At 64.0% G+C, this 14,125-nt stretch carries 12 protein-coding genes; 2 read left to right on the top strand and 10 right to left on the bottom strand.

Annotated elements, in window-relative coordinates:
- Positions 1–75: 75 nt before the first annotated feature.
- From mmsB to IP68_RS09675, 3 genes are read right to left on the bottom strand one after another with little or no spacing between them, the layout of a single operon-like run.
- The gene (gene mmsB, locus IP68_RS09685; protein WP_054134747.1) at positions 76–951 is read right to left on the bottom strand and encodes a 3-hydroxyisobutyrate dehydrogenase; all 876 of its coding nucleotides are present in this window, start codon (positions 949–951) and stop codon (positions 76–78) included.
- Positions 948–1,358 carry a VOC family protein gene (locus tag IP68_RS09680; RefSeq protein ID WP_082382251.1) on the bottom strand — a complete coding sequence of 137 codons (411 nt, stop codon included), beginning with the start codon at positions 1,356–1,358 and terminating at the stop codon, positions 948–950. The genes mmsB and IP68_RS09680 overlap by 4 nt, the downstream gene beginning before the upstream one ends.
- Before the next feature lie 16 nt (positions 1,359–1,374).
- Positions 1,375–2,874 (bottom strand): CoA-acylating methylmalonate-semialdehyde dehydrogenase, encoded by a 1,500-nt coding sequence (locus IP68_RS09675; RefSeq protein WP_054134746.1) that lies wholly within the window; start codon positions 2,872–2,874, stop codon positions 1,375–1,377.
- Between the two features lie 138 nt (positions 2,875–3,012).
- Between IP68_RS09675 and IP68_RS09670 the strand changes: the two genes are divergently transcribed.
- Positions 3,013–3,918 carry a LysR family transcriptional regulator gene (locus tag IP68_RS09670; protein ID WP_054134745.1) on the top strand — a complete coding sequence of 302 codons (906 nt, stop codon included), beginning with the start codon at positions 3,013–3,015 and terminating at the stop codon, positions 3,916–3,918.
- 30 nt (positions 3,919–3,948) lie between these two features.
- Here the strand turns inward: IP68_RS09670 and lpdA are convergent, their stop codons facing one another.
- The 7 genes from lpdA to mdh all read right to left on the bottom strand — a co-directional run bounded on the left by lpdA (position 3,949) and on the right by mdh (position 12,658).
- The gene (gene lpdA, locus IP68_RS09665) at positions 3,949–5,346 is read right to left on the bottom strand and encodes a dihydrolipoyl dehydrogenase (protein ID WP_054134744.1); all 1,398 of its coding nucleotides are present in this window, start codon (positions 5,344–5,346) and stop codon (positions 3,949–3,951) included.
- Positions 5,347–5,522: 176 nt separating this feature from the next.
- Positions 5,523–6,788 carry a 2-oxoglutarate dehydrogenase complex dihydrolipoyllysine-residue succinyltransferase gene (gene odhB / locus IP68_RS09660; protein WP_054134743.1) on the bottom strand — a complete coding sequence of 422 codons (1,266 nt, stop codon included), beginning with the start codon at positions 6,786–6,788 and terminating at the stop codon, positions 5,523–5,525.
- Positions 6,789–6,853: 65 nt separating this feature from the next.
- Entirely contained in the window at positions 6,854–9,679 is a 2,826-nt protein-coding gene (locus tag IP68_RS09655) for a 2-oxoglutarate dehydrogenase E1 component (protein ID WP_054134742.1), read from the bottom strand.
- 144 nt (positions 9,680–9,823) lie between these two features.
- Positions 9,824–10,114, bottom strand: coding sequence for a GIY-YIG nuclease family protein (locus tag IP68_RS09650; protein ID WP_255352541.1), 291 nt, complete (start codon positions 10,112–10,114; stop codon positions 9,824–9,826).
- 89 nt (positions 10,115–10,203) lie between these two features.
- Positions 10,204–11,091 carry a succinate--CoA ligase subunit alpha gene (gene sucD, locus IP68_RS09645; RefSeq protein WP_054134741.1) on the bottom strand — a complete coding sequence of 296 codons (888 nt, stop codon included), beginning with the start codon at positions 11,089–11,091 and terminating at the stop codon, positions 10,204–10,206.
- Positions 11,088–11,726, bottom strand: a complete 639-nt coding sequence (locus IP68_RS09640) for a hypothetical protein (protein ID WP_156318021.1) — start codon at positions 11,724–11,726, stop codon at positions 11,088–11,090. The genes sucD and IP68_RS09640 overlap by 4 nt, the downstream gene beginning before the upstream one ends.
- A complete protein-coding gene (gene mdh / locus IP68_RS09635; protein ID WP_054134739.1) occupies positions 11,696–12,658 on the bottom strand; it encodes a malate dehydrogenase in 963 nt (320 codons plus the stop codon). Before mdh ends, IP68_RS09640 begins: the two co-directional genes overlap by 31 nt.
- Before the next feature lie 449 nt (positions 12,659–13,107).
- On the opposite strand from mdh, the gene IP68_RS09630 reads away from it, so the two are divergent.
- Entirely contained in the window at positions 13,108–14,124 is a 1,017-nt protein-coding gene (locus IP68_RS09630; RefSeq protein WP_054134815.1) for a hypothetical protein, read from the top strand.
- Position 14,125 lies beyond the last annotated feature (1 nt).

Raw genomic sequence — 14,125 nt, 5'->3', positions numbered from 1 at the left:
GGGAGAGGGGGGCGAACTAAAGGGGCGGCCTTCTATCATTCGCCCGTGGGGGCAGGAGCAATCCGCGCCGCAGCCTTATTCCAGCGCGGTGATGATCGCCGAGAAATCGAGCCCCTGCGCGTCGGCTTCCACGAACGCGGCGTAGATCGCCTCGGCGCGCTCGCCCATCGGGACCTGTGCGCCGTTAGCCTTGGCTGCTTCGAGCGCAAGCCGCATGTCCTTGAGCATCAGCGCGGCGGCAAAGCCTCCTGCATAGCCGTTGTCCGCCGGACTGGCGGGGCCGACGCCGGGCACGGGGCAATAGCTGGTCATCGACCAGCTCTGCCCCGAAGCCTTCGACGAGATGTCGTAGAAGGTCTGCAGGTCGAGCCCCAGCTTCTTGGCCAGCGCAAAGGTCTCGCAGGTCGCGGCCATCGTCGCACCCAGCAGCATGTTGTTGCAGATCTTCGCGGCCTGGCCTGCGCCATTGTCGCCTGCGTGGATCACCGCCTTGCCCATGTCCGAAAGGATTGGTGCTGCGCGCGAGAAACCGCCCGAGCTGCCGCCGACCATGAAGGTCAAGGTGCCGCCATTGGCCGCCGCGATTCCGCCCGAAACCGGCGCATCGACCGCCTCGAGCCCGCGCTCCTTGGCGGCGGCTGCGACCTGCCGCGCGGTGTCGACGTCGATGGTCGAGCAGTCGATCAGCAGCGTGCCCGATCGCGCCGCACCGAAAACGGTGTCGTTGTAGACCGATGCCACATGCTTGCCTGCAGGCAGCATGGTGACGATGACATCGGCATCGCTCACCGCCTGCACCGGATCGGACACGGGATGGCAGCCCGCTGCGCCCGCGCGCGCCAGCGCCTCGCCCGAAAGATCGAATGCGATGACCTTGTGCCCGGCCTTGGCGAGGTTCGCCGCCATGCCGCCGCCCATATTGCCCAAGCCGATAAATCCGATCGTCGTCATGTTGTCTCTCCGTTGTCCGAAACCGCGTTAATGCGCGCTTCGATCAAATCCCACCTGTTGCCGTACAGGTCTGCAAAAACCACCACCCGGCCATAGACTTCATTGCGCGGAGTCTCCGCAAACTTCACGCCTGCCGCGAGCATGCGTGCATAATCGCGGTCGAAGGCGCGGGTGTGCACGAAGAACGCGACGCGTCCGCCCGCTTCCTTGCCGACGGCGGCTGTCTGTTCGGGCGAGGTGGCGCGCGCCAGCAGCAGTTCGCCGCCGTCGCGTCCACCCACCCGGACCCAGCGCTTGCCGCCGCCCAGATCGCTGTCTTCGAGCAGTGTCCAGTCCAACGCGTCGACGAACCAGGAGATGGCTTCGTCATATTCCCGGACCAGATAGGCGGTGTACGCAAGCCGCACGCGTTTAGCCCCTCATTCAACCCATCGTCGGGATGACGAAGGCATTGCCGCCGTTGACCGCGCCATCGGGCCAGCGCGAGGTGATCGTCTTGACCTTGGTCCAGAACTTCACGCCTTCCATGCCGTGCTGGTTGGTGTCGCCAAAAGCGCTGCGCTTCCAGCCGCCGAAGGTGTGGTAGGCGACCGGCACCGGGATCGGTACGTTGATGCCGACCATGCCGACATTCACGCGAGCCGCGAACTCGCGTGCGGCGTGGCCGTTGCGGGTGAAGATCGCGACGCCGTTGCCATACTGGTGCTTGCTGGGCAGCGCGACGGCTTCTTCGAAATCGGCAGCGCGGACGATCTGCAGCACGGGGCCGAAGATCTCTTCCTTGTAGCTGCTCATTTCGGTGGTGACGTGATCGAACAATGTCGGGCCGACGAAGAAGCCGTTCTCATGGCCCTGGAGCGTGAAGCCGCGGCCATCGACGACCAACTCGGCGCCCTCGTCGATGCAGGTCTGGATCCAGCCCTCGACCTTGGCCTTGTGCGCGGCGGTGACCACCGGGCCGTAATCGGCATCGGGGTCGGACGACACGCCGAGGCGCAGCTTTTCGATCGCGGGGATCAGCTTGGCGCGCAAGCGGTCAGCGGTCTCGTCGCCCACGGGGACGACCACCGGAAGCGCCATGCAGCGTTCGCCTGCTGAACCGAAGGCCGCGCCTGCGAGATCCTTGACCACCTGGTCGAGATCGGCATCGGGCATGACGATGCCATGGTTCTTCGCGCCCCCCATTGCCTGCACGCGCTTTCCGGCAGCGACACCGCGCTGGTAGAGATAATGCGCAACATCGGACGATCCGACGAACGACACGCCGGCGATCGCGGGGTGATCGAGGATCGCGTCGACCATTTCCTTGTCGCCATGAACGACCTGCAGGATGCCATCGGGCAGGCCAGCTTCGCTCATCAGCTCGGCAAGACGCACCGGTACCGAGGGGTCACGCTCGCTAGGCTTGAGGATGAAGGCGTTCCCGGTGGCAATCGCGGGGCCGAACATCCACATCGGGATCATCGCGGGGAAGTTGAACGGGGTGATGCCGGCGCCGATGCCGATCGGCAGACGCATCGAATAGACGTCGATGCCCGGGCCCGCGCCATGGGTGTATTCGCCCTTGGAGGCGTGCGGGATGCCGCAGCAGAATTCGATGACTTCCAGACCGCGCTGGATATCGCCCTTGGCATCGGCATGGACCTTGCCGTGCTCGCTCGACAGCAGGGCTGCGAGCTCGTCGATATTGGCTTCGACCAGCGCCTTGAAGTTGAACATCACGCGCGAGCGGCGCTGCGGGTTGGTTGCGGCCCAGGCGGGTTGCGCTGCGAGCGCGGCATCGACCGCGGCGTCGAGCACCGCCTTGTCACCCAGATCGACCCTGGCCTGCACCGAGCCGCTGTTGGGATCGAAGATGTCGGACTGGCGGGGGCTGGCGGGGGCAGAAACGCCGGTGGCCAGACGGTGGGTGACGGTGCGCATGGTCGCTCTCCTGTAGGTGCTTGTCGCTTAGACAGCGCAATAGCCTCTGGCATTCATGCAATCAATTGCGTAAAAACGTCACAACGGGCTGCATAAATACAATGGCCAGGAGAGGGTTCGCATGACACTGCATGGCTTATGAACTGGGATGATCTGCGCATTTTCCTGATGCTGGCGCGCGCCGGATCGGTGGCGGAGGCCGCACGGCGGCTCGAGATCGACCCTACCACCGTGGCGCGGCGGCTTGCGCGGCTGTCGGGCGACCTGCAGTCGACGCTGTTCGAGGCAAGCGGCAAGGGCATTGCGCTCACCGAGCACGGGCGCAAGCTGCTGCATTATGCCGAAGGCGCCGAGCAGGCGCTGGTCGATGCGCGCACCGAGCTGACCGGCGAGCAGACGGTGTTTGCCGGCACCATAAGGGTGAGCGTCGCGGAAGGCTTTGCCGCCTGGGTGATCAGCCACAACCTGGCCGAGTTTCACCGCCTTCACCCCGCGATCCGCATCGAGCTGGTGGCCACCAACGGCTTTCTGAATCCGTCCAAGCGCGAGGCGGATCTGGCGATCATGCTGTCACGCCCGACCGCGGGGCCGTTGAAGGTGCGCAAGCTGGTAGACTATCAATTGGGGGTCTATGCCGGCCGCGATTACATCGCCGCCGCCGGACCGATCGCCAGCGTCGACGACCTGCGTCGCCACCCGCTGATCGGCTATATCCCCGATTTCATCTATGCCGACGAACTGCGCTATCTCGACGAAATCGGCCCGGGCTTGGAACCCGTGCTGACCAGCTCGAGCATCAACGTGCAGCACAGCCTGATCGCGTCGGGCGCCGGGGTGGGGATCCTGCCGTGCTTCATGGGCGAGCAGAACGTGCGGCTGGAGCGGGTGCTGGCGGATCGGGTCGCGATCCACCGCAGTTTCTGGCTGGTGGTGCACCGCGATATGCGCAAGCTCGCGCGGGTGGATGCGTTCATCGGCTGGCTGGATGATGTCGCACGGCGGATCGCGCCGCTAACGGGCGAGGACGCGTCACCGATCCGATGACGCGTCCGCCGTGTCGGCCTGCAGAGGCCGTCAGATGTGTATCGGCTTGCCCTGCACCGCCATCGCGGCTTCCTTGAGCGCTTCGCTGTGCGTGGGGTGCGCGTGGCAGGTGTAGGCGATGTCCTCGCTGGTGCCACCGAACTCCATTGCCTGTGCGGCCTGCGCAATCATGGTGCCGCCCAATGACGCGATGATCCACACGCCGAGCACGCGGTCGGACTTGGCATCGGCGATGACCTTGACCATGCCGTCGCCTTCATGGTTGGTCTTGGCGCGCGAATTGGCCATCATCGGGAACTTGCCGACCTTGATCTCGCCACGCTCTTTGGCCTGCTCTTCGGTGAGGCCCACGCCAGCGATCTCGGGCATGGTGTAGACCACGCTCGGGATGATGTCGTGATTGACGATACCGGTGAGCCCCGCGATGTTCTCTGCGACCGCGATGCCTTCGTCCTCGGCCTTGTGCGCGAGCATGGGTCCGGGAACGACATCGCCGATCGCCCAGATACCAGGGACCGACGTGCTGAAGTCATGATCGATCTCGACCTGTCCGCGGCCATTGACGGCAAGGCCCGCCTTGTCGAGCGCGAGGCCATCGGTGTTGGGACGACGACCGATCGACACCAGAACGACGTCGGCCTCGATGGTTTCGGTGTCGCCGCCGGCTGAGGGTTCGACCGACAGCATCGCCTTGCCGCCTTCGACACTAGCGCCGGTGACCTTGGTCGACAGCTTGAACTCGATGCCCTGCTTCTTGAACACCTTGAGCGATTCCTTGCGGATTTCGCCGTCCATGCCGGGCAGGATCATGTCGAGATATTCGACCACGGTGACCTTGGCGCCCAGGCGCTTCCAGACAGAGCCGAGCTCGAGCCCGATCACGCCGCCGCCGATCACGACCATGTGGCCGGGAACCTTGGCAAGCTCGAGTGCGCCGGTGGAATCGACGATGATCTGGCTGTCGTTATCGACCGTGATACCGGGCAGCGGGGTGACCGACGATCCGGTGGCAATAACGATGTTCCTGGCGCGATAGCTCTTGTCGCCCACGGCCACCGTATCGGCGCCGGTGAACGCGCCTCGGCCCTTGATCCACTCGACCTTGTTCTTCTTGAACAGATATTCGATTCCGCCGGTCAGCCCCTTGACCGCATCGCGGCGCTGCGCGTGCATGGTTTCGAGGTCGAGCGTGACCGATCCCTTGATGCCCAATTTGGCGAGCTTGCCGCTAGCGGCTTCCTCGAAAAGCTCGGACGCGTGCAGCATCGCCTTGGACGGGATGCAGCCGACGTTGAGGCAGGTGCCGCCCAAAGTCTCGCGGCTTTCGATGCAGGCGGTCTTGAGGCCGAGCTGCGCCGCACGGATTGCCGCGACATAGCCACCGGGACCGGAACCGATCACCAGAACGTCGAAATCATAGTCAGCCATTTTCAAACTCCATCGTGCGCCGGATTTAACCGGGCTACGTTTGCAATTCCATCCCCGTCATTCCCGCGAACGCCGCAAGCCCGCCTTGCGACGCCGGAGAGCAAAAGCGGGACCCCCGCCTGCGCGGGGGTGACGCAAGAAGGAATTGCAGCTTCCCGCCCACGCCGGACACGCTATCAAAGATCGATCAGCAACCGCGTCGGATCCTCGATCGCTTCCTTGATACGCACCAGGAAGGTAACCGCCTCACGGCCATCGATCAGGCGGTGGTCGTAGGACAGGGCCAGATACATCATCGGGCGGGCCTTGATCTCGCCATTGGGCATCACGACCGGGCGTTGGTCGATGCGGTGCAGGCCGAGCACGGCGCTCTGCGGGGGGTTGATGATCGGGGTCGACATCAGCGAACCGAACACGCCGCCGTTGGAGATGGTGAAGGTGCCGCCCATCATCTCGTCCATCTTGAGCGTGCCGTCCTTGGCGCGCTTGCCGAAGTCGGCGATGGTCTTTTCGATGCCGGCAAACGACAGCGTCTCGGCGTTGCGGATCACCGGCACGACCAGGCCGTTGGGCGCGCTGACCGCGACCGAGATGTCGGCGTAGTTGTGATAGACGATCTCGTCGCCTTCGATCTGCGCGTTGACCGACGGGACATCCTTGAGCGCAAGGCACGCGGCCTTGGCGAAGAAGCCCATGAAGCCCAGCCGGATGCCGTGCTTCTTCTCGAACAGGTCCTTGTACTTGTTGCGCGCCTCGATGACGGCGGTCATGTCCACGTCGTTGAACGTGGTCAGCATCGCCGCAGTGTCCTGCGCGCTCTTGAGGCGCTTGGCGATCGTCTGGCGGATGCGGGTCATGCGCACGCGCTCGGTCTCGCGACCAGCAGCGCCGCTGGCGGTGGGTGCGCTGGCAGCGACAGGCGCGGGCGCTGCGGCGGGCGCAGGCGCAGCCTTGGCGGATTCAGCCGCAGCGAGCACGTCTTCCTTGGTCAGACGGCCATCCTTGCCGGTGCCACGGATGCCGGTGGGGTCAAGCCCATGTTCGAGCACCAGACGGCGCACCGCAGGCGACAGGCTCACAGGCTCGCCCGAGCTGACCGACGGGGCAGGCGCAGGATCGGCCTTTGCAGCGGCGGGGGCAGGGGCAGGGGCGGCGGCAGGGGCCGGAGCAGGCGTCGCGGGCGGCGACGCTGCGGCGGCGCTTCCAGCCGCCTCGATCATCGCCAGCAGCGCGCCGACCTGAACGGTGTCGCCAGCGGCATACATCTGCTGGCCCATCACGCCTGCCGACGGCGCGGGAACTTCGACCGCGACCTTGTCGGTTTCCAGGCTCGCGATCGCCTCATCGGCGGCGACCGCATCGCCGGGCTTCTTCAGCCACTCGCCGATGGTGGCTTCGCTGATCGATTCACCCAGAACGGGGACTTTGACTTCGATGCTCATGGTTCACAAACCTTCGTCTTTGTCCGCTTCAACTCGCGGAAACAACTTCATATTCTTGCGGGTAGTCAGCTCTTGCGCTGACGACGGATCTCATCGCGGACATCATGGCCCAGTGCGTCTGCAATCAGCGCGCCCTGTTCGGCCTGGTGCCGCTTGGCAAGACCGGTGGCAGGCGATGCCGCCGCGATCCGGCCTGCGTAGCGAGGACGCTTGGGGGCGACCCCGGCATCGGCCAGGCATTCCTCGATGAACGGCTCGACGAAGAACCACGCGCCGTTGTTGCGCGCCTCTTCCTGCGCCCAGACCACCTCTTCCAGATTGACCATGCGCTTCAGGCGGATGGTCAGCGGCTCGCCGGGGAAGGGGTAGAGCTGTTCCAGCCGGATGATCGCGGTGTGCTTGTCGCCCGCCGCATCGCGCGCTTCCATCAGGTCGAACGCGACCTTGCCCGAACACAGCACCAGCCGCTTGACGTCCTTGTCCTCCGGCTGGGCCGGATCGGACAGGATGCGCATGAAATGGCTGTTGCCGCAGAAGTCGTTGGTCTTCGATACCGCCATCTTGTGTCGCAGCAGCGACTTGGGCGTCATGATGATCAGCGGCTTGCGGAACGGGCGGTGCATCTGCCGGCGCAGCACATGGAAGTAGTTGGCCGGCGTGGTGATGTTGCACACCTGCATGTTGTCGCCTGCACACAGCTGCAGGAAGCGTTCCAGACGCGCCGAGCTGTGCTCGGGCCCCTGGCCTTCCATGCCGTGCGGCAGCAGCATCACCAGACCGTTGGCGCGCAGCCACTTGGCCTCGCCGCTGGCGATGAACTGGTCGATCATGATCTGCGCGCCGTTGGCGAAATCGCCGAACTGCGCTTCCCACAGCACCAGCGTCTTCGGGTCGGCCATGGCATAGCCGTACTCGAAGCCCAGCACGCCATATTCGGACAAGGGGCTGTCGAGCACCTCGAACCGGCCGTGCGGAACCTGTTCCAGAGGCAGATAGCGGCCGCCGGTGTTCTGGTCGATCCACACCGCATGGCGGTGGCTGAACGTGCCGCGACCCGAATCCTGGCCCGACAGACGCACGGCATAGCCTTCCGACACCAACGACCCGAACGCCAGCGCTTCGCCGGTCGCCCAGTCGAAGCCTTCGCCCTTGTCGAACATGTCGCGCTTGGCGTCGATCACGCGGCGCAGGGTCTTGTGGACCTCATGGCCTTCGGGGATCGTGGTCAGCGTGCGGCCCAGGCTCTCGAGCAGCTTGCGGTCGATGCCGGTTTCGACATTGCGGCGCGCATATTCGGGGTCGGCAGGCGCGTGCAGGCCAGACCAGCGTCCGGCAAACCAGTCGGCCTGGTTCGCCTTGTAGGTCTTGCCCGCCTCGAACTCGACTTCGAGATTGTCCGAAAACGCCGTGGCCGTGCCGTCGATCCAGTCCTGCGTCACCACGCCCTGGTCGATCAGGCGATCGCCATAGATCTTGCTGACGCGCGGATGCTGGCGGATCTTGGCGTACATCTGGGGCTGGGTGAAGCTGGGCTCGTCGCCTTCGTTATGGCCAAACCGGCGGTAGCACCACATGTCGATGACGACATCGCGGTGGAACTGCTGGCGGAAATCGATGGCCATCTTGCACGCAAAGGTCACAGCTTCGGGATCATCGCCGTTAACGTGCAGGATCGGCGCCTGAACGCCCTTGGCGACATCCGAGGGGTAAGGCGAGGAGCGCGCGAACTGCGGGCTGGTCGTGAAGCCGATCTGGTTGTTGACGATGAAGTGGATGCAGCCGCCGGTGTTGTAGCCGCGGATGCCCGAGAACCCGAGGCATTCCCACACGATGCCCTGACCGGCAAAGGCAGCATCTCCGTGCAGCAGCACGGGCAGCACCTGGCTGTGATCGGCCAGATCGTCGCGGTTGACCTGCTGCGCGCGAACCTTGCCCAGCACGACAGGATCCACCGCCTCGAGATGCGAGGGGTTGGGGACCAGCGACATATGGACGCTGATGCCGTCGAATTCGCGATCGGTGCTGGTGCCAAGGTGGTACTTCACGTCGCCCGAGCCTGCGACGTCGTCGGGGTTCGACGAACCGCCCGAAAACTCGTGGAAGATCACGCGATAGGGCTTTGCCATCACGTTGGCGAGCACGTTGAGGCGGCCGCGATGCGGCATGCCGTAGACGATTTCCTTGAGGCCGAGCTGGCCGCCGTACTTGATCACCGCCTCGAGCGCAGGGATCATTGATTCGCCGCCATCAAGCCCGAAGCGCTTGGTGCCGACGTATTTCTTGCCGAGGAAGTTCTCGAACGTTTCGGCTTCGATCACCTTGGACAGAATGGCCTTCTTGCCATTCTCGGTAAATTCGATGACCTTGTCGACGCCTTCCATCCGGTCCTGGAAGAAGCGGCGCTCCTCCACGTCCGAGATGTGCATGTATTCCAGGCCGACCTTGCCGCAGTAGTTGGCGCGCAGGGTATCGATGAGCTGGCGCACGGTGGCGCTTTCAAAGCCCATGGTGCCGCCCAGGAACACCTTCTCGTCCATCTCGGCCGCAGTGAATCCGTGATATTCGGGGGTCAGGTCAGCCGGGATGTCCTGCTGCGACAGCCCCAGAGGATCGAGGTCCGCTGCCAGATGGCCGCGTACCCGGTAGGTGCGGATCAGCATCATGGCGCGGATCGAGCGGTCCGCGGCGCGCGCGATCGCGGCCTCGTCCACCGGCTGGCCCGCGCTTGCCGACGCGCTGCGGATCGCGGCCTTGACCGCAACCTGCATCTGCATCGGGTCGAGCGCCGCGGTCAGGTCATCGCCATCGCCCAGCGGCCAGTTGCTCAGCTGCCAGCTCGGCCCCGCCTGGGGGCCCTCGGCGGGATCATAATCGTTTGCGTCGTAGGTCATACGTTCTATCCACTTAATCGCCGAACACGGTCCCCTGCGAAGGCAGGGGGCCATCTCCTAAGCTGGCCGTTCGATGCTCCGGCCGTTCAATCCCGATCCGCCCGGAGATGGGCCCTGCCTGCGCAGGCGATCGTATTGGTCTGGCTAGAGACCAAGTTGCCACCACAGGTCGTCCCAGTCCTTGTTCAACTCTTCAATCACGCGGACTTTCCATGCCCGCTTCCATTTCTTCATCTGCGCCTCGACCAGCCTGGCCTCGTGCAGGTCTTCGAATGCTTCGAACCAGACCAGCCTGGTGCAGCCGTGCCTCTTGGTGAAGCCATCGATCTGCCCGTTGCGATGTTCGTCCGCCCTGCGGACGAGATCGTTGGTCACTCCGATATACAAGGTGCCTTTCCTGCGGTTGGCCATGATGTAGACATAGCCCTCGCGCATGACCGCACCCCCCGCTCAATCCCGATCAGTCAGGAGATGGCCCCCTGCCTGCGCAGGGGACCGACTTTCGGATGAGAGGGTAGCCAAAATCACACCGTTTCCAGTAGCTCCGCCAGCGTCTGGCCGAGCAGCGAGGGCGAGGGGGAGACGCGGATGCCGGCGTCTTCCATCGCCGCGATCTTGTCGTCCGCGCCGCCTTCGCCGCCCGAAACGATCGCCCCTGCATGGCCCATGCGGCGGCCCGGAGGCGCGGTGCGGCCTGCGATGAAGCCGACCATCGGCTTCTTGCGGCCGCGCTTGGCTTCGTCCTTGATGAACTGCGCGGCTTCTTCTTCGGCGCTGCCGCCGATTTCTCCGATCATGATGATCGAGGTGGTCTCGTCGTCGGCCATGAACAGTTCGAGCACGTCGATGAAGTTGGTGCCGTTGACCGGATCGCCGCCGATACCGACAGCGGTGGTCTGGCCGAGGCCAACCGCGGTGGTCTGGTGTACGGCTTCATAGGTCAAAGTGCCCGAGCGCGAGACGACGCCGACCGAGCCCTTCTTGAAGATGCTGCCGGGCATGATGCCGATCTTGCACTCGTTGGGGGTCAACACGCCGGGGCAGTTGGGGCCGATGAGGCGCGACTTGCTGCCGACCAGAGCGCGCTTGACGCGCACCATGTCGAGCACCGGAATGCCTTCGGTGATCGCGACGATCAGTTCCATTTCGGCATCGATCGCTTCCAGGATCGAATCCGCGGCGAATGGCGGCGGAACATAGATGCAGCTTGCGGTCGCGCCGGTGGCCGCCTTCGCTTCAGCCACGGTGTTGTAGTTGGGCAGGCCGATATGCGTGGTTCCGCCCTTGCCCGGCGTCACTCCGCCGACCATCTGGGTGCCATAAGCCAGCGCCTGTTCGGTGTGGAAGGTGCCGGTGGCGCCGGTCATGCCCTGCGTGATCACCTTGGTGTGCTTGTTGACGAGAATGCTCATGGTTTCAGAAACTCCATTGCAGTGGCCGTGAAGACGAGGCCGGATAGGGGAATATTGGCGGCGGCGAGTGCGCCTTGCGGCACGAAGCTGATTTCCATTTCCATGTGGCCGGGTTTCAGCCCCGGGTTCCACACATGCTTGATGATCCCGCCCTCGGGCGTCTGGGTGTCGTTGGGCTTACGCGCGGCCCAGCCTTCCAGATCCTGCGGTGATATGGCGCTGGCGGCGGTGAAATCATAGACGCGGCAGCCCTGCGAGCGGATCTTTTCCAGATCGACGCCCGACAGCACAACGCCCAGCTCGCGCCCGGCGACGGTCATGCGGTATTCGCCGCCTTCGATGAGCTGCATGTCGGGATCGCTCTCGGCGAGCTTCGCCTTGCCGAAGGCGACCAGTGCCATCAGCGCTCCAGTGTCATTGGCAGGCACCGGCTGCCAGCCTGCGGCGAGCACGGATGCCTTGGCGACGGCCATGTTCTCGATACCCGAACAGGCGGTCGCAAACGCGGAGAGAACCTCTCGCGCAGGGTAGGGGTTTTCGGCTGGCGGCGCATCTTGCATCGCCGCCAGCGCGAAAAGTCCGATCAGAAGACCGGCGGCCGCCATCAGGCGAGGCTCGAATCCAGCTTGCGGCACGCGTCGAGCAGTTCCTTGACCGCATCGACCGACACCTGAAGGTTGCCCTTGGCTTCGTCGTCGAGTTCGATCTCGACGATCTGCTCGACGCCGCCGGCACCGATGATCACCGGCACGCCGACATACAGGCCATCAAGACCGTATTTGCCTTCGACAAAGGCTGCACAGGGCAGCAGGCGCTTCTGGTCCGACAGATAGGCTTCGGCCATCGCGATACCGCTGGTGGCGGGCGCATAATAGGCCGAACCGGTCTTGAGCAGCGCAACGATCTCGCCGCCGCCGCCGCGGGTGCGCTTGACGATCTCGTCGATGCGCTCCTTGGTCGAACGGCCCTGCTTGATGAGGTCGGGAACTGGGATGCCAGCGACGGTCGAATACTGGACCACGGGAACCATGGTGTCGCCATGACCGCCGAGCACGAAAGTGTTCACGTCGCGCACCGAGACCTGGAATTCGTCGGCGATGAAGTGGCTGAAGCGCGCGCTGTCGAGCACGCCCGCCATGCCGACGACCATGTGGTGCGGCAGGCCGGAGAATTCGCGCAGCGCCCAGACCATCGCGTCGAGGGGGTTGGTGATGCAGATGACGAACGCGTTCGGCGCGTTGGCGGCGATGCCTTCGCCCACGGCCTTCATGACCTTGAGGTTTATGCCCAGCAGGTCGTCGCGGCTCATGCCGGGCTTGCGGGCAACGCCTGCGGTGACGATGATGACATCGGCGCCAGCAATGTCGGCATAATCATTGGTGCCGGTGATCTTGGCGTCAAAGCCTTCGACCGGGCCGCACTGCGACAGATCGAGCGCCTTGCCCTGGGGCACGCCTTCCACCACATCGAACAGCACGATATCGCCCAGTTCCTTGAGCGCCGCGAGGTGCGCGAGCGTGCCGCCGATATTGCCTGCGCCGATCAGCGCGATCTTCTTGCGTGCCATGGTCAATCCTTTCCGAAAGTTATGAAGCCCGGCCGAAACTGCCTGTCAGGAATGCGGGGGTGAAAATGGTGCGTGTGCGTTCCCTGAGCAGAAATCCGGCAAAATATGTGTCCGTTTCACGACCTGAGGCTGGCGCCAGCCGGATTTCCCGGCCTGAATCGTCGCCTAGGGGGCCTGCCTAGGCCGCTTGGGCGGGCATTTCAACCGTCAAAAGCCCTGTTCCGCCAATTATCTATGCAATTGAAAACTATTAGCAACAAGCCATCGGGTTGGCTTATTGAAGGTGCACTTCAGCCCGGGGGCATAGTGCGTACGGACTATATAATGCCTCATTTCGAAACACCCCGGAATTAACATCGGATAGACTTTGCGCGGCTTCGCGTGTAGAATTTTTAATGCGCTGCGACATTGGTAAGCCGGTTTTAACCCCCTCGACATAGAGCAGGATGATGGTCACCAAGGTTCAGTTCACCGTCGATACCGAATTGTCGCTCAAGCTCTTCCAGGAGGGTGCGAGCGCGCAGGACAATTTCGACAGCTCGATCGCCGGCAAGTGCCGCGATGGCGAATTCGGCATCTTCTACCAAATGGACCGGCTGGAGGCTGTAGGGCTGACCGGAGTGTTCTTCGTCGATCCGATGCCCGCATTGGTCTATGGCCCCGGGGTGATCGCGCGGATCGTCGAGCCGATCCTCAAGCGCGGGCACGAGGTGCAGCTGCACATCCACACCGAATGGCTGGAATTTGCCCGCGATCACGAACATGCGCATCTGCGCGGACGCAACATCGCCGATTTCCCGCTCGACGACCAGATCCGTTTGCTCGAACAGGCGCGCGCCTTACTGATCATGGCCGGAGCGCCAAAACCGACCGCGTTTCGCGCGGGCAATTTTGGCGCCAATGACGACACCCTGCGCGCGCTGAGCGCGATCGGGGTGCGCTACGACAGCAGCTTCAACCCCTCGTTCCTCTCGGGCGAATGCGATATCGACCTGCCACCGGCGACGCCGCCGTTCAGCGAGCATCTGGGGGTCGGCATCATCCCGGTGAGCGTCATCCAGGATCGCCCGGGCAGCATCCGCTCGGTGCAATTGTGCGCGCTCTCCGCCTGGGAAATGCGCGATGCGCTGACCCATGCTGCCGAAGACGGCTGGCCGTGCTTCACCATCGTCAGCCACAGCTTCGAACTGCTCAGCCGCGATCGCACCCGCGCCAATCCCATCGTCGTGCGGCGATTCGATGCGATGTGCCGCAACATCGCCGACCACCAGCGGCTCGAGCCGATCGGCTTCGACGCGCTGGAGCCTCGCAGTCGCAAGTCGATCACCACCTTGCCCGCCAATCTGGTACGCACCGCGCTGCGCTATGGCGAGCAGGCGGTCAGCCGCATCCGCTATGAAGCGGGGATCCTGTCGACCTTCTTCCTGAACGAATTCGCGGTGTTCGAGTCACTCGCTGCCGTCTAGG

This window comes from Blastomonas sp. AAP25, from assembly GCF_001295965.1.
In the GTDB taxonomy this organism is placed as follows: Bacteria; Pseudomonadota; Alphaproteobacteria; order Sphingomonadales; family Sphingomonadaceae; genus Blastomonas; species Blastomonas fulva.
Note: the sequence above shows the minus strand (reverse complement) of the source record. Positions and strands in the feature narration are given on the sequence as shown.